This window comes from Mesorhizobium sp. SARCC-RB16n (assembly GCF_008520305.1).
Taxonomy (GTDB): domain Bacteria; phylum Pseudomonadota; class Alphaproteobacteria; order Rhizobiales; family Rhizobiaceae; genus Mesorhizobium.
In genome coordinates this window covers 257,981-281,605 of record NZ_ML703264.1, presented here as the reverse complement: position 1 = coordinate 281,605, position 23,625 = coordinate 257,981, and the positions used below count along the sequence as shown (strand labels likewise).

General features: G+C 63.4%; 22 protein-coding genes and 1 riboswitch. Of the genes, 15 read left to right on the top strand and 7 right to left on the bottom strand.

The window, feature by feature from the left end; genetic code table 11:
• Nucleotides 1-3: 3 nt before the first annotated feature.
• Both C7I87_RS12085 and C7I87_RS12080 read left to right on the top strand, forming a co-directional pair.
• Nucleotides 4-2,223, top strand: coding sequence for a 3-hydroxyacyl-CoA dehydrogenase NAD-binding domain-containing protein (locus C7I87_RS12085; protein WP_149904417.1), 2,220 nt, complete (start codon nucleotides 4-6; stop codon nucleotides 2,221-2,223).
• 9 nt (nucleotides 2,224-2,232) lie between these two features.
• A complete protein-coding gene (locus C7I87_RS12080) occupies nucleotides 2,233-2,775 on the top strand; it encodes a thioesterase family protein (RefSeq protein WP_149904416.1) in 543 nt (180 codons plus the stop codon).
• 53 nt (nucleotides 2,776-2,828) lie between these two features.
• Here the strand turns inward: C7I87_RS12080 and C7I87_RS12075 are convergent, their stop codons facing one another.
• Nucleotides 2,829-4,445 carry an ankyrin repeat domain-containing protein gene (locus C7I87_RS12075; RefSeq protein ID WP_246696260.1) on the bottom strand — a complete coding sequence of 539 codons (1,617 nt, stop codon included), beginning with the start codon at nucleotides 4,443-4,445 and terminating at the stop codon, nucleotides 2,829-2,831.
• Between the two features lie 282 nt (nucleotides 4,446-4,727).
• Between C7I87_RS12075 and C7I87_RS12070 the strand changes: the two genes are divergently transcribed.
• Nucleotides 4,728-5,363, top strand: a complete 636-nt coding sequence (locus tag C7I87_RS12070) for a S24 family peptidase (RefSeq protein ID WP_149904415.1) — start codon at nucleotides 4,728-4,730, stop codon at nucleotides 5,361-5,363.
• Nucleotides 5,364-5,373: 10 nt separating this feature from the next.
• Nucleotides 5,374-6,234, top strand: coding sequence for a thermonuclease family protein (locus C7I87_RS12065; RefSeq protein WP_373424674.1), 861 nt, complete (start codon nucleotides 5,374-5,376; stop codon nucleotides 6,232-6,234).
• On the opposite strand, the gene C7I87_RS12060 is transcribed toward C7I87_RS12065, so the two are convergent.
• Nucleotides 6,200-7,846, bottom strand: a complete 1,647-nt coding sequence (locus C7I87_RS12060) for a lysine--tRNA ligase (protein WP_149904414.1) — start codon at nucleotides 7,844-7,846, stop codon at nucleotides 6,200-6,202. The genes C7I87_RS12065 and C7I87_RS12060 overlap by 35 nt on opposite strands.
• A 158-nt stretch (nucleotides 7,847-8,004) precedes the next feature.
• Between C7I87_RS12060 and C7I87_RS12055 the strand changes: the two genes are divergently transcribed.
• Entirely contained in the window at nucleotides 8,005-8,418 is a 414-nt protein-coding gene (locus C7I87_RS12055; RefSeq protein ID WP_149904413.1) for a tellurite resistance TerB family protein, read from the top strand.
• Between the two features lie 19 nt (nucleotides 8,419-8,437).
• Here C7I87_RS12055 and C7I87_RS12050 read toward each other — a convergent pair whose 3' ends face one another.
• The gene (locus C7I87_RS12050; protein WP_373424672.1) at nucleotides 8,438-9,289 is read right to left on the bottom strand and encodes a transporter substrate-binding domain-containing protein; all 852 of its coding nucleotides are present in this window, start codon (nucleotides 9,287-9,289) and stop codon (nucleotides 8,438-8,440) included.
• 259 nt (nucleotides 9,290-9,548) lie between these two features.
• Here C7I87_RS12050 and C7I87_RS12045 point away from each other — a divergent pair, with 259 nt between their 5' ends.
• From C7I87_RS12045 to C7I87_RS12035, 3 genes are all read left to right on the top strand, one after another.
• Entirely contained in the window at nucleotides 9,549-10,280 is a 732-nt protein-coding gene (locus C7I87_RS12045; RefSeq protein WP_149904412.1) for a helix-turn-helix transcriptional regulator, read from the top strand.
• 98 nt (nucleotides 10,281-10,378) lie between these two features.
• Entirely contained in the window at nucleotides 10,379-11,017 is a 639-nt protein-coding gene (locus C7I87_RS12040; protein ID WP_149904411.1) for an acyl-homoserine-lactone synthase, read from the top strand.
• Entirely contained in the window at nucleotides 11,014-11,763 is a 750-nt protein-coding gene (locus C7I87_RS12035; protein WP_149904410.1) for an enoyl-CoA hydratase-related protein, read from the top strand. The genes C7I87_RS12040 and C7I87_RS12035 overlap by 4 nt, the downstream gene beginning before the upstream one ends.
• 64 nt (nucleotides 11,764-11,827) lie before the next feature.
• Here the strand turns inward: C7I87_RS12035 and ppk2 are convergent, their stop codons facing one another.
• On the bottom strand, nucleotides 11,828-12,739 hold the full coding sequence (ppk2, locus tag C7I87_RS12030; RefSeq protein WP_149904409.1) for a polyphosphate kinase 2: 912 nt from the start codon (nucleotides 12,737-12,739) through the stop codon (nucleotides 11,828-11,830).
• 105 nt (nucleotides 12,740-12,844) lie between these two features.
• On the opposite strand from ppk2, the gene C7I87_RS12025 reads away from it, so the two are divergent.
• From C7I87_RS12025 to C7I87_RS12015, 3 genes are all read left to right on the top strand, one after another.
• Nucleotides 12,845-14,110: an ATP-binding protein gene (locus C7I87_RS12025; protein ID WP_149904408.1), complete on the top strand. Its 1,266-nt coding sequence runs from the start codon at nucleotides 12,845-12,847 to the stop codon at nucleotides 14,108-14,110.
• 116 nt (nucleotides 14,111-14,226) lie between these two features.
• Nucleotides 14,227-14,952, top strand: a complete 726-nt coding sequence (gene phoU / locus C7I87_RS12020; RefSeq protein WP_149904407.1) for a phosphate signaling complex protein PhoU — start codon at nucleotides 14,227-14,229, stop codon at nucleotides 14,950-14,952.
• Between the two features lie 92 nt (nucleotides 14,953-15,044).
• Nucleotides 15,045-16,052: a magnesium and cobalt transport protein CorA gene (locus tag C7I87_RS12015; protein WP_149904406.1), complete on the top strand. Its 1,008-nt coding sequence runs from the start codon at nucleotides 15,045-15,047 to the stop codon at nucleotides 16,050-16,052.
• Nucleotides 16,053-16,187: 135 nt separating this feature from the next.
• On the opposite strand, the gene C7I87_RS12010 is transcribed toward C7I87_RS12015, so the two are convergent.
• The gene (locus C7I87_RS12010) at nucleotides 16,188-16,706 is read right to left on the bottom strand and encodes a GcrA family cell cycle regulator (protein WP_149904405.1); all 519 of its coding nucleotides are present in this window, start codon (nucleotides 16,704-16,706) and stop codon (nucleotides 16,188-16,190) included.
• A gap of 356 nt (nucleotides 16,707-17,062) precedes the next feature.
• On the opposite strand from C7I87_RS12010, the gene C7I87_RS12005 reads away from it, so the two are divergent.
• From C7I87_RS12005 to C7I87_RS11995, 3 genes are all read left to right on the top strand, one after another.
• On the top strand, nucleotides 17,063-18,262 hold the full coding sequence (locus C7I87_RS12005; protein ID WP_149904404.1) for an aspartate aminotransferase family protein: 1,200 nt from the start codon (nucleotides 17,063-17,065) through the stop codon (nucleotides 18,260-18,262).
• 16 nt (nucleotides 18,263-18,278) lie between these two features.
• Entirely contained in the window at nucleotides 18,279-19,190 is a 912-nt protein-coding gene (argF, locus tag C7I87_RS12000) for an ornithine carbamoyltransferase (protein ID WP_149904403.1), read from the top strand.
• A 146-nt stretch (nucleotides 19,191-19,336) separates the two neighbouring features.
• Nucleotides 19,337-20,368: an Hsp33 family molecular chaperone gene (locus C7I87_RS11995; RefSeq protein WP_149904402.1), complete on the top strand. Its 1,032-nt coding sequence runs from the start codon at nucleotides 19,337-19,339 to the stop codon at nucleotides 20,366-20,368.
• A gap of 91 nt (nucleotides 20,369-20,459) precedes the next feature.
• Here C7I87_RS11995 and apaG read toward each other — a convergent pair whose 3' ends face one another.
• Nucleotides 20,460-20,852 (bottom strand): Co2+/Mg2+ efflux protein ApaG, encoded by a 393-nt coding sequence (gene apaG / locus C7I87_RS11990; protein ID WP_140706123.1) that lies wholly within the window; start codon nucleotides 20,850-20,852, stop codon nucleotides 20,460-20,462.
• A 219-nt stretch (nucleotides 20,853-21,071) separates the two neighbouring features.
• Here apaG and C7I87_RS11985 point away from each other — a divergent pair, with 219 nt between their 5' ends.
• Complete coding sequence (locus tag C7I87_RS11985) at nucleotides 21,072-22,223, top strand: ceramide glucosyltransferase (RefSeq protein WP_149904401.1); 1,152 nt, start codon at nucleotides 21,072-21,074, stop codon at nucleotides 22,221-22,223.
• A gap of 27 nt (nucleotides 22,224-22,250) precedes the next feature.
• Here C7I87_RS11985 and C7I87_RS11980 read toward each other — a convergent pair whose 3' ends face one another.
• Nucleotides 22,251-23,441 (bottom strand): O-succinylhomoserine sulfhydrylase, encoded by a 1,191-nt coding sequence (locus tag C7I87_RS11980; protein WP_149904400.1) that lies wholly within the window; start codon nucleotides 23,439-23,441, stop codon nucleotides 22,251-22,253.
• Between the two features lie 57 nt (nucleotides 23,442-23,498).
• Nucleotides 23,499-23,576: riboswitch (SAM riboswitch) on the bottom strand.
• Nucleotides 23,577-23,625: the final 49 nt, after the last annotated feature.

Sequence of the window (23,625 nt, the reverse complement as noted above, 5' to 3'; positions counted from 1 at the left end):
ACGATGAGCTACACCAATTTCACCCTCGACATCGACGCCGACGGCATCGCGCTGGTCACCTGGAACAGCCCGGACCGCTCGATGAACGTCTTCACCGAAGAGGTGATGCGCGAGTTGAACGCCATCGTGGACAAGGTGGCCGGCGACGCCGCCATCAAGGGCGCGGTGATCACCTCCGGCAAGGACACTTTCTCCGGCGGCGCCGACATCACCTTGCTGCAGAAGATGCTGAGCACTTTCGCCACTGACAAGGTCAAGGATGCTGAAAAGGCGACCAAGGCGCTGTTCGACAATGCCGGCATCATGACCGGTCTGTTCCGCAAGCTGGAAACCTGTGGCAAGCCATGGGTGTCGGCAATCAACGGCACCTGCATGGGCGGCGCCTTCGAGATGTCGCTCGCCTGCCATGGTCGCGTCGCCGCCGACTCCGACAAGGTGAGGATGGCGCTCCCCGAGGTGAAGATCGGCATCTTCCCCGGTGCCGGCGGCACCCAGCGCGTGCCGCGGCTGACCGATCAGCAACAGGCATTGCAGATGCTGACCTCCGGCCAGACCCTGTCGCCGCAGAAGGCGAAGTCGATGGGCCTGATCCATGAGATCGCCGAACCGGCGAAGTTGGTCGAGACCGCGAAGGCGATGATCAGGAACGGCCTCAAGCCGGTGGCGCCCTGGGACGAGAAGGGTTTCAAGCTGCCTGGTGGGCCGATCTATTCGGCGGCAGGTGCCAATCTGTGGCCGCCGGCCATCGCCATCCTGCGCCGCGAGACCTATGGCAATTACCCGGCCGCCGCCGCGATCCTGAAATGCGTCTATGAGGGACTGCTGGTGCCGTTCGATACCGCGCTTCGGATCGAGCAGCGTTATTTCACCGAGATCATGCAGAGCAAGGAAGCCGCGGCGATGATCCGCTCGCTGTTCGTGTCGCTGCAGGAACTGAACAAGGGCGCGCGCCGCCCCGCCGGGGTGCCGGACACCAAGTTCAAGAAGATCGGCATCCTCGGCGCCGGCTTCATGGGCGCGGGCATTGCCTATGTCACCGCCAAGGCCGGCATTCCGGTGGTGCTGCTCGACCGGGATATGGAGGCGGCCGCGAAGGGCAAGGCGCATTCCGACAGCCTGGTCTCGGATCAGGTCAAGAAGGGCCGCGCCAAGCCCGAGGAGAAGGACAAGCTCCTCTCGTTGATCACGCCAACCGCTGACTATGCCGACCTCGCCGGCTGCGACCTCGTCGTCGAAGCTGTGTTCGAGGATTCCGCTGTCAAGAAGAACGCCACCGAACAGGCGGAGGCCGTGCTCAAGTCGTCGGCGATCTTCGCCTCCAACACCTCGACCATCCCGATCACCGGCCTGGCGAAGAATTCGGCGCGGCCGAAGAATTTCATCGGCATCCACTTCTTCTCGCCGGTCGACAAGATGATGCTGGTCGAGATCATCCTCGGCAAGAAGACCGGCGACAAGGCGCTGGCGACCGCGATCGACTTCGTGCGCGCCATCAAGAAGACGCCGATCGTCGTCAACGATACGCGCGGCTTCTACGTCAACCGCTGCGTGCTGCGCTACATGTCGGAAGCCTACAAGATGCTGATCGAAGGCGTGCCTGCGCCGATGATCGAGAACGCGGCCAAGGCCGCCGGCATGCCGGTCGGACCGCTGGCGCTGACCGACGAGACGGCGATCGATCTTGCCCAGAAGATCATGAAGCAGACCATCAAGGATCTCGGCCACAAGGCCGTCGACCCCAGACAGATGGCGCTGATCAACATCATGGTCGACGACCACGTCCGCTTCGGCCGCAAGAATGGCAAGGGTTTCTACGACTACCCGGCCAAGCCCGCGAAGAAGAAGCTGTGGCCGGGGTTGAAGGAGCTCTATCCGCAACTCGACGCGGAGAAGGTCGACTATGAGGAGCTGCAGCAGCGCCTGCTGGTCACCATCGCGCTCGAAGCGGCACGCGTGATGGAGGAAGGCATCGTCACCGATCCGCGCGAGGCCGATGTAGGCTCGATCCTGGCTTTCGGCTTCGCGCCCTATACCGGTGGCGCGCTGTCCTACATCGACGGGATCGGCGCCAAACGGTTCGTCAAGATCGCCAAGGGGCTGCAGAAGAAGTATGGCGCCGAGTTCAAGGCGCCCAAACTGCTCCTCGACATGGCCGAGAAGGGTGAGACCTTCTACGGACGCTTCGATCCCTATGCCAAGGGCGACGTGAAGCAGGCAGCCTGACATAGCGTCATGTATGTCTGGGCGCGCATGGCGCGCATGCTGGCCACGGCGCGCAGCCGTGGCCCCTATGTGATGGGTGGTGAAGGCCGGCTGGCGTTTCGCTGCCTGCCGACCGACATCGATTTCAACGTCCATCTCAACAATGCGCGCTACATGATGCTGGCGGATCTTGGCCGCATCGACCTGTTTGTCCGCGCCGGCCTCATCACGCTGGCGAGGAAGAATGGCTGGGCGCCGATGATGGGCGGGCTGCAGGCCGTTTACGCCCGCGAGATCCGGCTGTGGCGGCGCTTCGAAGTGGTGTCCTCGATCGAGACCTGGGAAGGCACCCAGGTCATCGGCAAGCACCGCTTCGTCCTCGACAATGGCGAGACGGCCGCCCTGATCATGACCACGGCCGGTGTCTACGACCGCAAGGCGCGTAGCTTCCTCGACATTGACGAGGTTGTCGCCGCGCTTGGCCGCGCGGTGAGCCCGCGGCCACCGACCGAGGCGGAACGCATTTTCATGACCTCCCACCAGGGACTGCGCGGCTTGGCCAAACGGACCTGATCGCGCTCCGAAGCCCGGTATTCGTCACGCCGCCGCACCGAGCAGGAAATCTGTCACCTCGTCCGAAAAGACCATCGTACGATCCTCGAAGATGACATTCCGCGAGCCATTCGGGTCCGACCGTCCGCTCGGCATCCCATGCGCAACGAGCGCCTCGGCGCAACCAAGCCAGTCGCCGTTCGCCTCCGGTTCATTGACCGAACTCCATCCGAGCGTTCCGCGCACGTCGCCGCCGAAACCATGCTGTTCTTTCCAGTTGGCGCCGTGTTCGAGCAGGAAGCGGGTAGATCGGCGTGACCGCGAAACACCGCGTGGTTCAGCGCGGAGGCATCCCAATCGCCGCCGCGCACGGCGATCGGCCAACCCAGATCGACCATGGCTCTCACCGCCTCGGTGCAGCCTTGCGCGGCAAGCTCCGGCAGCAGGCGCAACTGCGTGTCCGACAGCGAGTGGGGCAAGTCTGGGTGCCGGGCCTTTATCCGCCGAGCCGTCGCCCCGTCGCCCGCGGCACACGCGGCGATGAACTGCTCGTCATCGGGAAGCGGTCCATTGTCTGCCCATCGCCGCAGCAGGGCGGCGACATCGGTCAACCCAAAGCGCAGGGCGACCAGATAGGCACTCGCCCCGTCGGGCGTGCGAACCGAAGCATCGGCACCGGCGGCAAGCAGCGCTTCGATATGGGCGGCAGAGCGCCGCCGCCGGATCGCCCACAAAAGCGGCCTGCCCCAATCGGAAGTCGGCTGGCTTGTGGCGCCTTCGTTCGGATTGGCATCGGGTGTCGCGAGCAGGAGGCGCAGCGCCTCGATGCTGTCGAGGTCAAGAACGCGATAGAGCGCATTGGAGCCGGTGACGCGCGCGCCTGCGGCAAGCAGCAGCCGGGTGCAGTCCGGATTTTCGAGCGAGTGATAAAGCGACTCGCCGTCGTTCGGATTGGCGCCGGCCTCGAGCAGCAGCTTCGTCAGCACGGGATCGTGGTTTTGACCGGCGGCGCCGTAGAGCGCGGACAGCGGGAACTGTTCCGAGCGCTTTTCCACGGACGCCGGCGGCCAACGGCTGCCGACAGCCTGGTCTGGGTCGGCACCTGCTTCGAGCAGCAGTTCGGCGCAGGCATGAAGCGGTTCGCGAAAGCGTGGCAGCCGGAGAAGACTGGAATGCGTCACCGCAACCAGCGGCGGCAGGTTGAGAGGACCGCCCGGGCGATTGATCCATCCTGGGTTCCGCTCCGTCAAGCCGCGCAGGATGGCTTCATCGCCAACAGCGCAGGCGAGATAAGGATCCCCTGTAATGAGGTCAGGATGCTGCTCGATCATCCGCGCCGCGGCGACCGGGCTCGCCCGGTTCGTACCGCCGCTTATGTCGCCGGCATAGACGAGGGCCGCCCAATTGCGGATCGAGCCGGCGCGGTCGGTGCGGTAAGCGCGCTGCGCCGCGACGAAGCTGCTCATGTCCGACCAGGACGGGAACCCATAGTCCCGCGCAAGGCAGGACTGGGCATCATGAAGACGCAAGGCTAGGCTTTTGATCGCATGGTCGGACTTGCCCATGGCTGCCGGCAGAGCATTTCGAAGGCGCTCAAGCGCATCCGGATCGCCGCGGTTGTAGTCCGCGAGCAATTCCTTTGCTTGCTTCTTCAACAGATCGAGATTGGGCCGGTTGGGGAGCTGCTTCATAAAAACCTCCGTGCGTGAAGTGCCGAAGGTCCGCAAATCGGCAGCACAAAGGTTTGGCTACAAGATCATCAAGGCAAGTGGGTTCAACCCTTCCCGCGGACCCGGATGCGGCTTGCACCGCAGGCTGAACATAGGGCCATCCTCCCGCGGCGGTCAATAAGGATACGGGCTTTATCACAAGCGGCCGCGCTGCCGGCGATCCCTCATCGAAACGATGGACAACCAACTGGTCGCGGGTTAGACAGGCAAGGCATTTTTTCCTGTCCCGAAGGAGCGCGCAAAATGCTCTCGCACGACCGCGTGTGGGCCGCCATAGACGCTCTGGCCGAGCGCTATTCGCTTTCGGCTTCGGGTCTGGCAAGGCGCGCCGGTCTTGATTCGACAGCCTTCAACAAATCGAAACGCCTGTCGTCCGATGGCCGGCCGCGCTGGCCGTCGACCGAATCGCTGGCCAAGATCATCGAGGCAACGGGCGCTTCGCTGGACGAATTTACGGGACTGATCGAAGGCCGGGGCGCTTTGCCCGCCAGCCGGCGCGCCGTGCCCTTGCTGGGCTTTGCCCAGGCAGGCGCCGGCGGCTTCTTCGACGATGCCGGCTTTCCGGCGGGGCAGGGCTGGGATCTCGTCGAATTGCCGGCGCAATCGACGGAAAGTTCCTATGCGCTGCAGGTGCAGGGAGATTCCATGCTGCCGCTCTACCGCAACGGCGACGTCCTCATCGTCGAGCCGGGCGCCACCACCCGCAAGGGCGACCGCGTCGTCGTCAAGACCACATCAGGCGAGGTGATGGCCAAGGTGCTCGAGCGCCAGACCGCCAAGGCGATCGCACTGGTCTCGCTCAATCCGGAGCATCCGGACCGCGACATCCCCATGCGCGAGGTCGAATGGGTGGCGCGGATCGTCTGGGCAAGCCAATAGGGTGCAACGGGTGCGACTTCCTCATCTTGTCCTGGCGCTTCTGATGGTCCCGGTGATGGCCGCGCTGGTCGTCGCCGGCGGACGCACGCTGAAAGGAAACGAGAGCAGTGTTGCGGTGGACCAGATCGACCCTGCCGCTGACACTGTCTCTCAAGCAGGCACCGATGCCGGGCCTGAAGAGCCGGCTACTGCAGCCATTCCCGCGCCGGCTGCTCCGCAGCCGCCAAAGCCGGCGGTGCATTCGCGGGCGATCGATCCGGATGTCGTCGCGCCACCGGAACTGCCCGCCGGGGAACTCGAGCGGGTCGAGCCGCGCGAACCACTGAGCAAGCTGGCGCTGGCCGTGCCGCCCAAGCCGAAGATGCCCGACGACTGGAACGGCACGAAGCTGTTCCAGCCGGTCGCGCCGGCAGCCGGCCTGATCGACGCGAAAGGCTATTCAGTCGCCGTTTCCGGCATCGATGTCGTCGGGCAGGACGAGACCTGCACCACCGACGGCAAATCCTGGCCATGCGGCGTCCGTGCGCGCACGGCGTTCCGCGCCTTCCTGCGCGGCCGCGCCGTGGTCTGCTTGGTGCCGCCGGAAGGTGGTCGCGACCGGATCGCGGCGGAGTGCCGGATCGGCAAGCTGGATGTCGGTCAATGGCTGGTCGAAAACGGCTGGGCGCGCGCCGCCAAGGGCGGGCCCTATGTCGAGGCCGGCGAAAAGGCACGAAGCGCGAAGAAGGGCATTTTCGGACCGGCGCCGAATCTCGCCGGCATCCCAGCGGCGCCGGCCGCCACCGCCCCGGCGCCTCAGGCGCCGGGTTCGATCCTGGAAGAGGACGGCGGTGTCCTCAAGCCAGCTGACCAGCCAACGCCTTCTGAATGAGCGAGCGGGTCTCGGGGACGCCGTAGAGAGCGGCGAAGGATCCGAAGCGTGGGCCACGTTCCTGGCCGATCAGCACCTGATAGATCATCTGGAAGAAGGCGCCCGAAACGCCGGGGCCACCTTCCGGACTCTGCTTGGAATGATCCTGGTAGCGTTCGATCTTGCGCGCCACGTTGAGCGAAGCGTTCTGGATAGCCTCGCCGGTGGCGCCCGCCGGCAAGTCGCCAAGTGCCTTTTCGAGAGCCACCAGCGCTTCGCGCTCGACCTCGTCGGCCGGTCGAAAGGTTTTCGTCGGCTTCACGAAATCGTCGAAATAGCGGATCGCATAGCCCGTCAGCCGGTCGAGCTCGGGATGGGTGGCCGGTGTCACACCCTGCACGTGGCGCGAGATGAAGCCCCACAGGACATCCTTGTTTTGCGCATTGGAGGCGCTTACCAGGTTGAGCAGCAGCGAGAACGGCACCGGCATGTCGATGGCGGGCGGATTGCCGTCATGCATATGCCAGACCGGGTTGCCCAGCCGCTCCTTCCAGTCCTGCCTGGGGTAGGCGGCAAGGAAGGTGTAATATTCGTCCACTGCCCGCGGGATGACGTCGAAATAGAGTTTCTTGGCCTGCCGCGGCCGCTGGTACATATAGAGCCCCAGGCTCTCGGTCGGCGCATAGGTCAGCCATTCGTCGATGGTCAGGCCGTTGCCCTTCGATTTGGAAATCTTCTGGCCGTTCTCGTCGAGGAACAGCTCGTAGACGAAATGCTCCGGCGCCCGCCCGCCCAGAATGTTGCAGATACGGTCGTAGACCACCGCATTGGTCTGGTGGTCCTTGCCGAACATCTCGAAGTCGACGCCAAGGGCCGCCCAGCGCATGCCGAAGTCCGGCTTCCACTGCAGCTTTACCTTGCCGCCGGTGACCGGCAGCGTGGTTTCGGTGCCTTCATCGTCAAAGGTGATGGTGCCGGCCCTGGCGTCGACATGCTTCATGGGAACGTAAAGCACGCGCCCGCTCTTCGGCGAGATCGGCAGGAAGGGGCTGTAGGTCGCCTGCCGCTCCGGGCCGAGCGTCGGCAGCATGACCGCCATGATCTGATCGTAGCGTTCGGCGGCGCGCAACAGCATCGCATCGAAGCGGCCGGCCTTGTAGTACTGCGTCGCGCTGGCGAATTCGTAGTCGAAGCCGAACGTGTCGAGGAAGCGGCAGAGCATTGCATTGTTGTGGTCGGCAAAGCTCGCATAGTCACCGCCGAAAGGGTTGGGCACCGATGACAGCGGCTTGTGCAGATACGGCTCGAGCGCTGCGCGATCCGGCACGCTGTCGGGTATCTTGCGCATGCCGTCCATGTCGTCGGAAAAGCACAAGAGCTTGGTCGCGACCTTGTCCTGCGTCAGCACGCGGAACGCATGGCGCACCATCGAGGTGCGCGCCACTTCGCCGAACGTGCCGATATGCGGCAGGCCCGACGGCCCATAGCCGGTCTCGAACAGGATCGTTTCGGGAAAGTCGGCGCCCTTGTAGCGCTCGATGATCTTTTTGGCTTCCTCGAACGGCCATGCCTTGCTCTCGGCCGCCGCCGTCAGCAGTTCGGGATTGAGATCGATGATGTTTGATCCCGCCATGGTTCTGTTTTCCAAAATTATTCGCCGCTCTGGCTGCAAGTGTCGATTTTCAACCGGTCTCTAGGCGCGCGTGGCCGGAGCGTCAACGCGTGGGGCGCTTTTTCCTTGCGGCCTCAGGCTCCCCTTCCTACCTTCGGAGCCCGCTCAAGGAGTGAAGAATGCCGTCGCCGACCCCACATGAAGCCCTGATCTACCTGATGGTCATCACCTCGGCCTCCGACCGGGACATGACCGACGTCGAACTGGCCAGGATCGGCGACGTAGTTCGTTCATGGCCGGTGTTCGAGGATTTCAAGCAGGACCGGCTGGTTGCCGTGGCTCAGGCTTGTCAGAAGCTGTTGCATGAAAAGGATGGCCTGGAGGGTGTCCTCACCCAGGTTGCGGAGGCGCTGCCGGAGCGATTGCGCGACACGGCCTATGCGGCGGCCTTCGAAGTGGCCGCCGTCGATCTCGAAATGCGCATGGAGGAAGTGCGGGTGCTGCAGTTGATCCGCCGCCAGCTCGATCTCGACACGCTGACAGTGGCGGCCATCGGCCGTGCGGCCAAGGCGCGGCTTCGCACGCTCACCTGAAGGCGAGCGTTACGCCGGATCAGAAAAAGCTGACCGGGAAATAGCGCAGGTAGAATTCGGCGAATGTGCCCTTCATCGAAATCTCCTGCAATGCGTAGTCGAGTGCCGCGGCCAGCGCCGGATTGTCCGCACGCGTGGCGATCGCCATGCCGGTGCCCAGATATTCGGGCGCCAGGTAGGGGCCGCCGGCAAAGCGGCAGCAGCCGGCGGCATCGGAGCCGCCGAGCCAGAAGGCGAAGCGCATGCCGTCGCCGAAGGCCGCGTCGATCTTGCCGGCCTTGAGATCGCCGTAGAGGGCTTCCGGTCCGTCGAAGGGCACGACCTGGACCGTGCTGAAATAGTCACGCAGCATGCGTTCATGCGCCGAGCCTGATATCACGCCGACGCGCTTGCCGTGCAATTTGTCGAAGATCGGTTCCGCCAGCGCCTTGTTCTTCGGCATGATGAAGCGCGCCGGGAACTGCAGGTAGGCGCGCGAGAAGGCGTATGTCTGGCGCGACTGCTGTGTTGCGGCAATGCCGGCGATGATCGCTTCGCCTTCACCTTTCTCGAGCGCGCCTTGAAGCTCCGCCCAGGGCAAGGCCTGGATCTGGCACTTGTCGACGATGCCGAGTTCCGCGCAGATGGCGCGCGCCAGGTCGATATGGAAACCGGACAGCTTTCCCGCGCCGTCGAGGAAATTGAAGGGCGGAAAATCTGTGGTCGTCAGGAACCGCAGCCGCGGCAGTGCCGAAAGATCCGGCTTGGGCAGCCGCTCCTTGGCGTCCCACAGCACCGGTACCTGCGGCTCAGCCGCGCTTGCTCCGGGAACCCAAGCCAGTGCCGCGATGAGCACCGCTGCCAGGACCTGGAACCTCCATTGGAACCCCACGATAGAACTCCGCCGCACTCGTGCTTGCGTCGGTTCTGGAATGAAAATGGTACAGGCACAATGCTTTTTGATTTCAACGCGTCGATTTCAGGATATGGTTTGCTGGATTTGCAAACAGCGGTGGCTGCCCTGGTGGGGGTACCAGGGTCGAGAACCACAACCGGAAGCGGGCGCTTTGCAATTCGTGGTCGGTGGCGAAGTGCCGGCAAGGCGTGGACCATGGACTTCAATGCATGAGGCAACATGGGGTTGTGTTGCGATGAGTCAGTTCGATCGGACGCTGGAATACATAGACCAGCTACAGCACGCCGCAACGGCGGCCGCGGTCTGCGAGAAACTGTTGGGCGTAACATCGGAGTTCGGCCTGACCGCACTCATGGCCGGAACCGTTCCGCAGCCGGGCACGCCGACGGGTCAGCAAAAGCAGCATGTGCTGCTTTGCGACTGGCCGGTCGAATGGCTCGAGCGCTATGTGACGCGCAACTATGTCGATCACGATCCCGTCGTCAGTCACATGAAACAGCTGCAGGCGCCGTTCCAATGGCGAGAAGCCGCCCAGGGCCTTCGCATCGACAAGAGCAGTGGCGAAGTGATGGGCGATGCCGGCGCCTTCAAGCTGCGTGACGGGCTCGCCTTCCCGCTGATCACGCTCGACGGCGAAATCGTCATGGTGTCCCTGGGGGGCGAGGCTGTGGAGCTGTCGGCAGCCGAGTTCGGCCTGGTCTCGCTGGTTTCGACCTATGCTGTTGGCCGCGCCATGCAGCTTCACACCATGCCGACCAAGACCATCGACCATATCGAGCTGACGCCACGCGAACGCGAATGCCTGCAATGGGCCGCGGTCGGCAAGTCCGAATGGGAGATTTCGCAAATCCTCGGCATCTCCGAACACACGTCGGAGAAACATCTTCTTAACGCCAAAAGCAAACTCGGTGCCGTCAACCGGGTGCAGGCAGTCGCCGAGGCGATAAGGCGCGGCTACATTAGCTAGGTCGGCCGTGCCGGCCTAGAACTTCTCGCCTACGTGATCACGCAATTTTCGCACCGAAGCACGGCCGTATCTTCCCCTGAAACACAGGAGACTACGGCATGCTTTTTTGTCTTTCGACCAAAGAATTGATGGAACGCCCCGACCTCTGGGAAGCCGTCCATCGGCTGCGCTATCGGATATTCGTCGAGGAAATGGGATGGGAGGACCTGCGTCGCCCCGACGGGTTTGAGGTCGACCAGTTCGATCATGACGAGGCGGTGCATCAGATCGTCATCAGGGGCAATGAAGTCGCGGGCTATCAGCGGATGTTGCCAACTACACGGCCGCATCTGTTGACCGAGGTGTTGACCGATCTCTCCGAAGGAACGCCGCCGGCGGGCCCCAACATCTGGGAGTTGACCCGCTATGCGGTGGCTCCGGGTTTTCGCGATGGCCGGCGCGGCGTCTCGACCGTCGGCACGGAATTGATAGCCGGTTTCGTCGAGTGGGGTCTGAAGCGCGGCGTCGACAAGGTGATCATCGAATTCGAGCCGATGTGGGTGCTGCGCGCATTGCAGCTGCACTTCCTGGCGACGCCGCTGGGCTATCAGCGCACCTATGGCAACCAGCAGGTCGTGGCGACGCTGCTCACCTTCAACGAGCACACGCTGGACGTGGTGCGTTCGCGCCGCAATCATCATGCACCCGTACTGGCCAGGGGATATCCCGACATGTTCGGCCAAAGGAGGGCGTCATGAACGCGCACCCGCAACCCGAACTGCGCAACCACGCGCTGATCGTCACCGTATCGTCGAATGACGGCCGGCCGGTGCTCGACAGGAGGGCCTATGAGAGCCTTGCCAGGACGTTCCACGAAGCCGCCGAGAACGATGAGGTGCGGGTCGTCGTGCTGCGCGGCCTGGCGGGCTGCTTCTGCCTTGGCGGCGATTTTTCCGAATTCCTGGATGCCACCAAGCATCAGAAGCTGATCGCCGCCGTCACCGACATGTTCCGCATGCTGGCGACGTTTCCAAAGCCCATCCTGGCCTGTGTCGACGGCGATGCCGTCGGCGTCGGCTGCACCATCCTGTTCCATTGCGACATGGTGATCGCGTCGGAAAAAAGCACGTTCCGGGTGCCGTTCGTCGATTTCGGCCTGGTGCCGGACGCGGCGACCAGCATCCTGGCACCGCAGAAGCTCGGCTATGCCGGAGCTTTCCGCTTCTTCTGCCTCGGCGACACGCTTCGTGCCGAGGACGCCAGGGCGCTCGGCCTCGTCGCCGAGATCGTCCCGGAAGGCGGCGTCGAGGAGGCGACGCTCGGCCGGGCCAGGCAACTCGCCAAAAAGCCGGTTGCTGCGTTGCTGCAGACGCGCGGCCTGCTCAAGGGCAACACCACGGCACTTTGCGAGCGCATCGATGAGGAGATATCGCTGTTCCAGCAGGCGCTGCAGGACGACGCCACGCTGCGACGGTTGCAGCGGATCGCGCGCCTGGCGGCCTAGAGCCGGATCAAGGGCGCTCATAAATGGCGCCGCGCTGCCTTTGGCTGCGCGGCGCCAAGAAGCGTCAGTCCTGCTTGCCCAGGAATGATGGGCCTTCGCCGATGATCTTCTTGTCTTCCTTGCCGACAATATCGAGATCGCGCCCCTCATAGGGCAGCGACAGGAGGATGCGACGCATCACCGCCAGCCGCGCGCGGCGCTTGTCGTTGGCCCGTACGATGATCCATGGCGCGAACTCCTTGTGGGTGCGCTCGAACATGCTGTCGCGCGCCTTGGTGTAATCGTCCCACTTGGTGATGCCGGCAATGTCGATCGGCGAGAACTTCCAGTTCTTCAGGGGGCTGTAGCGGCGATCGTGAAAGCGCTCGAGCTGCGTTTCCTGGCCGATGTTCAGCCAGAATTTGAAGAAATGGATGCCGTCGTTGACGATCATTCGTTCGAAATGCGGCGTCTCGTCGAGAAATTTCTCGTGCTGTTCGGGGGTGCAAAAACCCATCACCGGCTCGACGCCGGCACGGTTGTACCAGGAGCGGTCGAAGGTGACGAATTCACCCGACGTCGGGAAATGGTCGGCATAGCGCTGGTAATACCATTGCCCCAGCTCCGTCGGGGTCGGCTTGGTCAGCGCAACGTTGCGCGCCGTGCGCGGATTGAGGTACTGGCGCAGCACGAAGATCGTGCCGCCCTTGCCGGCGGCATCACGCCCCTCGAACAGCGCCATCGCCCGCTTGCCGGTCGCCTGCAGCCATGCTTGCGCCTTGACCAGCTCGATCTGCAAATGCTCGAGCGTCTCGTCATACTCCTCGCTTTTCATCTTCTTGTCGTAAGGATACCCGCCCGCGGCCAGCTTGTTCTCTTCGACCCAGTCCGGAAGCACGGGATTCTCGATATCGAACTCCCGTTCCTTACCGCCGATCCTGACTTTTAGCGGACCTGAAGTTGGTGTGACGGAATTTTCCTTGGCCTTATTATTCATGCAGACGAACCCTTTCCAGCATCCGGACTCATGCTATTGGGAGCCTCCGGAGCGGTCCAGCGGAAGTTTCCGTCGCCGTGTGACCGGTGGAGGCTGGGCGCGCGAATGACCGACCTGGGCGCAGAACAGAAAGGCACGGGGCAAGCGATCGCCGCCCGGCTGTGGAACCGCCGCTGGCTGCTCGCGGCCGGGGTCGTGGCGGTTCTGATCGCCTATGGCTTCGCGGGTATTTCCGCCTATGTGCTGGTACCGGCGCTGCTCCTGCTGCTGGCGGCGGCAATATTGCCGGAGGGCGGTGCGCGCCATTCCGCCGAGAGCGCCGGGGCAATCGAGGCGATGGGCTTGCAGCGCCTGTCGGGCGAATATCTCGCGGCCGCCGTCGCCGATCCGCTCATCATCTTCGACCAGGCCGCCACCATCGTCCACGCCAACGCCGCCGCCTTTGCCGCCTTTGGCGGCATCGCGCCCGACATATCGCTGCCGCTGAAATTCCGAGCGCCTGAAATGCAGGCGCTGCTGGACAGTGTTCTGTCGGGCACTGTCGCTTCGGATGTGGTCGACTACACCGAGAAACTGCCTGTCGAACGAGCCTACCGGGTCAGCGCGTCCTCGGTCGGGCATGGGACCGACCTTTATGTGCTGGTCTTCAAGGACCAGAGCGAGGCAAGGCGCATAGACCGCATGCGCGCCGACTTCATCGCCAATGCCAGTCACGAGTTGCGCACCCCGCTGGCCTCGATCGCAGGCTTCATAGAAACACTGCGCGGACCGGCCCGCAACGATCCGGCGGCGCGCGAGCAGTTCCTCCAGATCATGCAGAACCAGACCGGCCGCATGGCGCGCCTGATCGATGACCTGCTGTCGCTGTCGCGGCTGGAGATGAAGCCCTATCTGAAGCCGGGAACCGAGGTCGATCTGCGCCAGACCGTCGACAGCGTCATCGATTCGCTCGGGCCGCTCGCCCGGGAAAACAATGTCGCCATCGAGCGCGATTTCGCCAAGGGGCCGCTCGATGTGCCGGGCGATCGCGACGAGCTGTTCCAGGTCTTCGAGAACCTTTTGGAAAATGCCTGCAAATACGGCCAGTCGGGCGGGCGCGTCGTGGTGTCGATCGCGCGCGGCGAAGATGGTTCCGAACCAGGCATCGACGTGACGATCAGGGATTTTGGCCCCGGCATTCCCGAAGAACATATCCCGCGCATTACCGAGCGCTTCTATCGTATCGATGTCGAGACCAGCCGGACCCAGAAAGGTACGGGACTTGGCCTGTCGATCGTCAAGCACATCCTGACGCGTCACAACGCCAGGCTGACGATCAGGTCCGAGGTCGGCAAGGGCGCCGCCTTCTCGGTCCATTTGCCGGCGCACTGATGTTGCCCTAGTTTTCCACGGCACCGTTTCTTTTTTCTGTCATCCGGTTAGCGTATCAGCGGGGATTCGAGGAAACGACTCAAAATCAAGACACCCCGCGGGAAGGCATTTCGTCCATGCAGTCCGTTCACACAATGAGCGCCTTTGACGAGGAACTGAAATATCTCTCCAAGCGCATCGCCGCGATGGGCGGCCATGCCGAGCGCATGGTCGAGCAGGCGGTCGCCGCCTTGGTCAATGCCGATCCGGGATTGGCCCAGAAGGTCATTCGCGATGACCTCGTGCTCGATGAGGGGCAGCGTGAGATCGACGACAAGGCGATCGTCATCATCGCCAAGCGCCAGCCGATGGCGACGGACCTGCGCGAGATCGTCGGCGCCATCCGCATTTCGGCCGACCTCGAGCGGGTCGGCGACCTCGGCAAAAACGTCGCCAAGCGAGTGGTCGCCGTCATCGACGGCCGTCAGCCGACCAGCCTTTTCCGCGGCCTGGAGGCCCTGGCCAACCTGGCGCTGACCCAGCTGAAGGAAGTTCTCGACGTCTACGCGTCCCGTTCGGTCGACAAGATCGGCTTCGTGCGCGACCGCGACGACCAGATCGATGCCATGTACACGTCGCTGTTTCGCGAATTGCTGACCTACATGATGGAAGATCCGCGCAACATCACGCCCTGTACACATCTGCTGTTCTGCGCCAAGAACATCGAGCGTATCGGCGATCACGCCACCAACATCGCCGAGACCATCTACTACATCGTCACCGGCGACCAGATGCCGGCCGAGCGGCCAAAGAGCGACAAGACGGATAAGATCGGCCTCCCCACGGCGCTACCGGTGAAGTGAACGCACGTCCTCTCGAACGCTTGATCATATTGCGCTAAGCTATCCCGGGCTTGCTGGTTCCCCAGGGAAGGCAATGCTTTCGGGAGGCTGCGGTGGAATATGTCCGGGAGTTCAAGCCCTCGCCGCCGACGTCGGGCATCATCGCCTGCGGTGTCTATACCGCCGGGCGCCGTATCGCCGATATTCCGATCGAGGAAGCCGGCGAATGGGCCAAGAAGTCGGGACACGTCGTCTGGATCGGGCTGCTTGAACCCGACCGCGAACTTCTGTTGCGCGTCAAGGCGCAGTTTCATCTGCATGAGCTGGCGATCGAGGATGCCGAGCACCCGCATCAGCGGCCGAAGATCGAACAATATGGCGACGCGCTGTTCATCGTCGCCCGCACGGCGCAGTTGATCGATGGGCGCGTCACCTTCGGCGAGACACATCTGTTTGTCGGCTCAGGCTACATCGTCAGCGTCAGGCACGGCCCGTCGACCTCCTATGCCGCCGTGCGCCAGCACTGGGAAAGCTGCCCGCATTCGCTGGCCAAGGGCGAGGATTTCGTCCTCTACGCCATTCTCGATTTCATCGTCGACAACTACATGCCCGTGCTCGAGCAGATCGAGGACGAGGTCGAGGCGATCGAGGACCAGGTCTTGCTGAAGCCGATGACCGGCCCCGACATTGAACGCCTCTACATGCTGCGCCGCGACCTCCTGCGCCTGCGCAACGCGGCATTGCCACTGGTGGAAGTCTGCCGCCGCCTGACCAGCGCCGATCTGCCGCAGATCCATTCGGCCATGCACCCGCTGTTCCGCGACGTGACGGATCATATCCGTACCGTCCAGGAGAAGGTCGACAGCCTGCGCGAGGTGCTGGCCTTCGCCTTCGAGGCCAGTCTTCTGGTCGGTCAAAGCCAGGAAACGGCGATCTCGAAGAAACTCGCCTCATGGGCGGCCATCCTGGCGGTGCCAACCGCATTCGCCGGCATCTACGGCATGAACTTTACCGACATGCCGGAGCTGAAAATGGAATACGGCTACCCGATGGTGCTGACCATCATCGCGCTGATCTGCTGCTTCCTGTATTGGCGGTTCAGGAAGAACGGTTGGCTGTGAAAAAGAAGGGAATAGGGAATAGCGAGTAGGGCAAAAACTGCTTGCTTCCTGTCGGACAATGCAACCCGTCGCTATTCGCTATTCGCTATTCGCTATTCGCTATTCGCTATTCGCTATTCGCTATTCGCTATTCGCCTATCGGCTCCTGCGCCGTTCCGCCGCTGGCTGGAACGCCACGCGGGCGTGATATTTGCAGTAGGGACCGGTTTCGGCGGCTTCGTTGCCGCAGAAGTTGAAGTCTTCCGAAAGCGGATCGCCGTTAGGCCATTTGCAGGTGCGCTCGGTCAGTTCGACGAGCTGCAAATGCCGTGAGATCGGTACCACGACGTTCTCGACCGGGCGGATGTAGTGTCTTGCCACGGGTTCGGCATCGAATTGCGTCTGAAGGGCCGTCGCGCCGATCGAAGTCGTGACATGGCGTGCCGTGCTCGCTGCGCGCGCCACCGACTTCTGGACAGTCGATCCCTGCGATGCCTTCTTCTGGCGTGCCGGCGTCGCCGTCGCACGACCGCGGCCCGACAACTTCAGCCGGTGCACCTTGCCGATGACCGCGTTGCGGCTGACCCCTCCAAGCTGCGCAGCAATCTGGCTTGCGCTCAGACCCTCCGACCACAGTTTTCTCAAGAGTTCTACCCGCTCGTCAGTCCAGTTCATGACCGCGCTCCTCATAAGCGTGCGGCAATCAGAATCCATTCCCGACCCAGCACCACTGCTGGGGCAGACACCACATATATCTGGTGATTAGGTCCGCCGCACGAAATCTAGTTATTTCTCGTCTACAACTACTCTATGCGCTGACTCGGTGACAAGAGTCCCAAGTGCAACACGAATCGGTTTTTTCGGTTTTCCCCAACTTGCCCGGTCGCTCATGAGCCGGCGTTGCGTCAGGGGGCTTGCCGCGCGCAACTACGCGACGTTTTCGTTGACTTCGTGACCGAAAAACACGATAAGCCGCAGAAGGCCGCCGCTTTGGCGGCTTTTTTGATTTTCCGGTACCGGAGACGCATATAATGAGCGGTTCGGCGCTTTACGAGACCTTTGCTCGCGCACCCCTGGCCTTCGATCGTGGGGAGGGCACCTGGCTGATTACCGACAAGGGCGAGCGATATCTCGATTTCGCGGGCGGCATCGCCGTCAATTCGCTGGGCCACAGCCATCCGCATCTGGTCGCGGCCCTTACCGAGCAGGCGGCGAAACTCTGGCACGTCTCCAATCTCTATGAGATCCCTGGCCAGAGCCGGCTTGGCGTGCGGCTGGCCAATGCCACCTTCGCCGACAAGGTGTTCTTCACCAACTCCGGCGCCGAGGCACTGGAATGCGCGATCAAGACGGCGCGGCGCTACCACTTCGTCAAGGGGCATCCCGAGCGCTTCCGCATCATCACCTTCGAAGGCGCCTTCCATGGCCGCACGCTTGCGACCATCGCGGCCGGCGGGCAGTACAAATATCTCGAAGGCTTCGGACCCAAGGTCGAAGGCTTCGACCAGGTCGGCTTCGACGACATCGACGCGGCTGAGAAGGCGATCACGCCCGAGACCGCCGCGATCCTGATCGAGCCGGTGCAAGGCGAGGGCGGCATCCGCCCGGTACCGACACAGTCGTTGAAGCGGCTGCGGCAGCTCTGCGAGCAGCATGGTCTGCTTCTGATCTACGATGAGGTCCAGTGCGGCATTGGCCGTACCGGCAAGCTGTTCGCGCATGAGTGGTCGGGCGTGACGCCCGACATCATGGCAATCGCCAAGGGCATTGGCGGCGGCTTCCCGATGGGCGCCTGCCTTGCCACCGACGAGGCGGCCGTCGGCATGACCGCCGGCGTGCACGGGACCACATTCGGCGGCAATCCGCTGGCGATGGCGGTCGGCAACGCCGTCCTCGACGTCGTGCTGGAAGACGGCTTCCTGGAGGATGTCCAGCGCAAGGCGCTGCAGATGAAGCAGGGGCTTGCGTCAATAGCCGACGAGTTCCCCGAAATTGTCGAGGACATCAGGGGCACCGGGCTCATGCTTGGCCTCAAATGCGCGATGCCCAACGGCAAGGTGAACATGGCGCTGCGCGACCAGCATTTGCTGGCGGTTCCGGCCGGTGACAACGTCATTCGTCTGCTGCCACCGCTCACCGTCACCGATGCCGAGGTCCACGAAGCGCTCAACCGCATCCGTGCTGGCGCCAAGGGCCTGTCGGAGGCCATTGCCGCCGCCGCCGCGAAGTAATCCGGAACCATTCCTGATGTCAGTTCGCCATTTCACTGATCTTTCCACCGTTTCCGAAGGCGATTTGCGCTTCATGCTGGATGACGCGGTGACGCGAAAGGCGCGTCTCAAGGCCGGCGAGCGGACCAGGCCGCTCGAAGGCAAGGTGCTGGCGATGATCTTCGACAAGCCGTCGACGCGCACGCGCGTTTCTTTCGACGTCGGCATGCGCCAGCTTGGCGGCGAGACCATCATGTTGACCGGCACCGAGATGCAGCTCGGCCGCTCCGAAACCATCGCCGACACCGCCAAGGTACTGTCGCGCTATGTCGACGCGATCATGATCCGCACCACCTCGCACGAGCGTTTGCTGGAGCTGACCGAGAATGCCACCGTTCCGGTGATCAACGGGCTGACCGACGACACCCACCCTTGCCAGCTGATGGCCGACATCATGACTTTCGAGGAGCATCGCGGGCCGGTTGCCGGCAAGACGATTGCCTGGACCGGCGACGGCAACAATGTGCTGCACTCGCTGCTCGAGGCCTCGGCACGGTTCCGCTTCAATCTCAACGTCGCCGTCCCCGAAGGCAGCGAACCGGCCCAGAAGCACATCGATTGGTCCAAGGCGCATGGCGGAAAGCTGCATTTCACCCGCTCGCCCGAGGAAGCCGTCGATCAGGCCGACTGCATCGTCACCGACTGCTGGGTGTCGATGGGGCAGGAACACCGTGCCCGCGGCCACAATGTCTTCTCTCCCTATCAGGTGAACGCGGCGCTGATGGCCAGGGCCAAGCCCGACGCCCTGTTCATGCATTGCCTGCCGGCCCATCGTGGCGAGGAGGTGACCGACGAGGTCATCGACGGGCCGCATTCGGTGGTGTTCGACGAGGCCGAGAACCGGCTCCATGCCCAGAAGGCCGTGCTTGCCTGGTGCCTCGGTGCTTGATGTGCCTTGGTGCTTGATGTGTCTGGGCGCCTGAAATGCGTGGGCGTCTGAAATGCCTGGGCGCTTGATCTGCGGGGGCGCGATGCCTATCTGCGCCGCATCACGCAAATCAAGCGCGTTTGGACGCATGTGCCCACCAGGGCCGCATGGCCGCGCCCTGGAGCTTTGTCATGTTGGAAAGCCATCAAGTGACTGAACATCACCCCAAACTCGGCGAGTTCGGCTACGCCGGCGACGATCACGTCGTTCCCTTCGAGGTCGGTCCGCTCGACGTGCGTGGCCGCACGGTGCAGCTCGGGCCGATGCTCGACGCCATCCTCGGCCGCCACGACTATCCCGAGCCGGTCGCCCGCCTGCTGGCGGAAGCCTGTGTGCTGACGGTGCTGCTCGGTACCTCGCTCAAATTCGAAGGCAAGTTCATCCTGCAGACCCGTACCGACGGGCCTGTCGACATGCTGGTCGCGGACTTTTCCACGCCGTCGGCGCTGCGCGCCTATGCGCGTTTCGACGCCGACCGGCTGGAGGCCCTGATTGCGGCCGGAGAGACCTCGCAGCAAATGCTGCTTGGCAGCGGCGTGCTGGCGCTGACCATCGACCAGGGCGCCCATACGCAGCGCTATCAGGGCATCGTCCAACTCGACGGCGAAACGCTGGAAGACGCGGCGCGCACCTATTTCCGCCAGTCGGAACAGATCCCGACTGATATCAGGCTCTCGGTCGCCAAGCTGCTGACCCCCGGTGTCGGCGGTGCGCGCGAGCAGTGGCGCGCCGGTGGTATCCTGGCGCAGTTCCTGCCGCAATCGCCCGAGCGCATGCGCATTCCGGAGCTGCCGGGTGGCGATGGCGATCCGCGCGAGGAGATCCATGATCCCACAGACAATTCCTGGCAGGAGTTGCTGGCCTTGCTCGGCACCATCGAGCCGACCGAACTGATCGACCCGACCATCGGCGCCGAGCGGCTGCTCTATCGCTTGTTCCACGAGCATGGCGTGCGCGTCTTCGGCGGCGTTCCCGTCACCGATCGGTGCTCCTGCTCCAGGGACAAGATCCGCGGCATTCTCGAGGGCTTCTCCGCACAGGAGATCAAGGACAGCACCGAGGATGGCGGCATCCACGTCGCCTGCGAGTTCTGCTCGACCCAGTACGACTTCGATCCGGCAGAGTTTGCAGCTCAGTAAGGTCCTTCCTTCTCCCCGTTCTACGGGGAGAAGGTGCCCGAAGGGCGGTTGAGGGGCAGCGCTAACTTCGGCGAATAGCTGCGTCCGACGCTCAGTTCACGGTGCGCCTTGTCCCCGGCAGATCGAGCGAGAAGGCGGGAATGGCGATGTCGAACGTCTCACCCCGCTTGTTGCGCATCGTGTAGCGTCCGACCATGATCCCGGACGGTGTCGAAAGCGGGCAACCGGACGTGTACTGATAGCTGTCGCCGGGATTGAGTTCCGGCTGGTCGCCGACGACGCCCGGGCCGCGCACTTCCTCGACACGGCCAGTGCCGTCGGTGATGTGCCAATAGCGCGACAGAAGCTGCACGAACTCGTCCGACTGGTTGTCGATCGTTATCTGATAGCCCCAGACATAGCGGTTCTCCGAGGGATCCGAACGGTCCTCGAGATAGAACGGCCTGACCTGCACTTCGATGTTGCGCGTCACGGCGCGGTACATGAGCGGCTCCAAAACAATCCGACGAGTTTCGACGCTCCCGGCGAGCAGGTCAACGTGCGCGTCTTGTCGCGCCTGACCTTGAACCGCAGGTGCCGGCAAAGAATGTCATTTAAGTGACACACGACAATGGTGGTGTGCACGAACCGGGCGACTCGGCGCTCTGTCGAACTGTTGAAAACGGCCACGTGCGGGCCGCCTTTCCGGAGTGACCAGATCTCGATGGAACTCACCTTCATAGCCGCCTCGCTTTCGACCGCACTCATTCTTTCAAACGCCGCCAGTATTTTGCTCGCCGCCTCACAGCTGAAACGGCGCACCACGATCGCCCCGCCAGCCGGCAAGTCGCAACCGGTGTCGATCGTGGTCCCTTCGCGTGGCGCCGAGCCGTTCACGCATGAGACGCTGGAACGCGCCTTTGCGCTCGACTGGCCGCGCTATGAGTTGATCTTCTGCGTCGCCCATGCCGACGATCCGGTGGTCAAGCTGATCCGCGCGGCCATTGGCCGCTTTCCAAAGGTTCCAGCCCGGCTGCTGATCGGCGATGACCGTGTCAGCGCCAATCCAAAGCTCAACAATTGCGTCAAGGGCTGGGAAGCGGCGCGCCACAACTGGGTCATTCTTGCCGATTCCAACGTGCTGATGCCGAGGGACTATGTCGAGCACATGATGGCGGCATGGCGGCCCGACACCGGCCTTGTCTGCTCGACACCGATCGGTTCGCGGCCGGACGGCTTCTGGGCCGAGGTCGAATGCGCCTTCCTCAACACGCTGCAGGCGCGCTGGCAGTATGCCGGCGAGGCGCTCGGCCTTGGCTTTGCCCAAGGCAAGAGCATGCTGTGGAACAAGTCGATGCTGGATGCCAATGGCGGCATCCGCGCGCTGGCCGCCGAGATCGCCGAGGACGCCGCCGCGACCAAGCTCGTCAACGGCCTCGGCCTGCGCGTCAATCTCGTTGCCGCGCCCTTCGAGCAGCCGCTCGGCCAGCGTACGCTTGGCGAGATCTGGTCGCGCCAGGCCCGCTGGGCGCGCCTGCGTCGCGTCACCTTCCCGCTGTTCTTCGCGCCTGAGATCCTGACCGGCGCGGTGGTGCCGCTGGTCCTGGCGCTGGTTGCGGCGGCAAGCGCCGGCTTCAGCCTGCCGCTCACGGCCATCGTCGTGTTGGCCGCCTTCTACCTTCCGGAATGTGCCCTGGCCTGGTCCAAGGGCTGGTACCTGTCGTCGCGCATGATCGCGGCCATAATGGCGCGCGACCTGATCCTGCCGGCGATGTGGACGCGTGGCTGGCTTGGCGGCGCTGTCGACTGGCGCGGCAACGCGATGACCATCGGCACCAAGGCCGCCGAACTGGAAGAGACGCCGTCGCGCGCCTGATCGCTGCGGACGACGCCCCTAAACAGCCTATTTGGCGGCCTTCAGCGCCTGTGCAATGTCTTCCAGCAGATCGTCGGCGTCCTCCAGGCCGACCGATAGCCTGAGCGTACCTGGCCCGATGCCGAGTTCGGCGCGGGCCTCGTCGCTCAGGTTCTTGTGCGTCGTCGTCGCCGGATGGGTGATCAGGCTCTTGGCATCGCCGAGATTGTTCGAGATCAGCACGATGTCGAGGGCGTTCTGCAGGGCGAAGGCCGCCGGCTTGCCGCCCTTGACGTCGAGGCAGATCAGCGTCGAGCCGCCCGACATCTGCTTCTTGACGACGGCGGCTTGCGGGTGGTCGGCGCGGCCGGGATAGATGACGCGGGCGATCTGCGGCTGCTCGGCGAGGAAGTCGGCGATCCTGCCGGCGCTTTCCGTCTGCTGACGTACGCGCAGCGGCAGCGTCTCCAGGCCCTTCAGCAAGGTCCAGGCATTGAACGGCGACAGACTGGGGCCGGTGTGGCGAAAATAGTCGTGCAGGTTTTCGTCGATCCACTTCTTGTCCGACAGGATGACACCGCCCAGACAGCGGCCCTGGCCGTCGATGTGCTTGGTGGCCGAATAGACGACGATGTGCGCACCAAGCTGCAAGGGCTTCTGCTGCAGCGGCGTGGCGAAGACATTGTCGACGACAAGCCGCGCGCCGATCGAATTGGCAAGCGAGGCGACGGCTGCTATGTCGACGACTTCCAGCGTCGGATTGGTCGGGCTTTCCAGGAAGAACAGCTTGGTGTTCGGCCTGACCGCTTTTTCCCAATTGGCGATATCGGTACCGTCGACCAAAGTCGCCTCGATGCCATAGCGCGGCGCCAGCGTCTCGACCACCCAGCGACAGGAGCCGAACAGCGCGCGCGCCGCCACGATATGGTCGCCGGCCTTGACGCTGCACAGAAGGGCCGCCGTCACCGCGGCCATGCCCGACGCCGTGGCGCGCGCGTCCTCGGCGCCTTCGAGAGCGCACATGCGCTTTTCGAACATGTCGACTGTCGGGTTGGCGTAACGCGAATAGATGAAGCCGGGCTCTTCGCCCTTGAAGCGGGCTTCCGCCGCCTGGGCGGTCTTGTAGACATAGCCCTGGGTCAGGTACATCGCCTCGGAGGTTTCGCCGAAGCCGGAACGCAGGGTTCCGCCATGCACGAGTGCCGTCTGAGGTTTCCAGTTGCGCTTCTTGGTGCTCATCGCTTTGTTCCAGACACAAAAAAACCGGCCGCGAAAAGTCGCAACCGGTCCATACGGCCTTGCGGCCCGACGGTCCTTTAGCGACTTGTTTAACGTGGCTGCAAGCCGACCGGCCAAATCACCACGGGATAACGACCCTTTAGACCCGCGTCACGCTTGCGTCAATTGCCGGCTTCATTAAGAG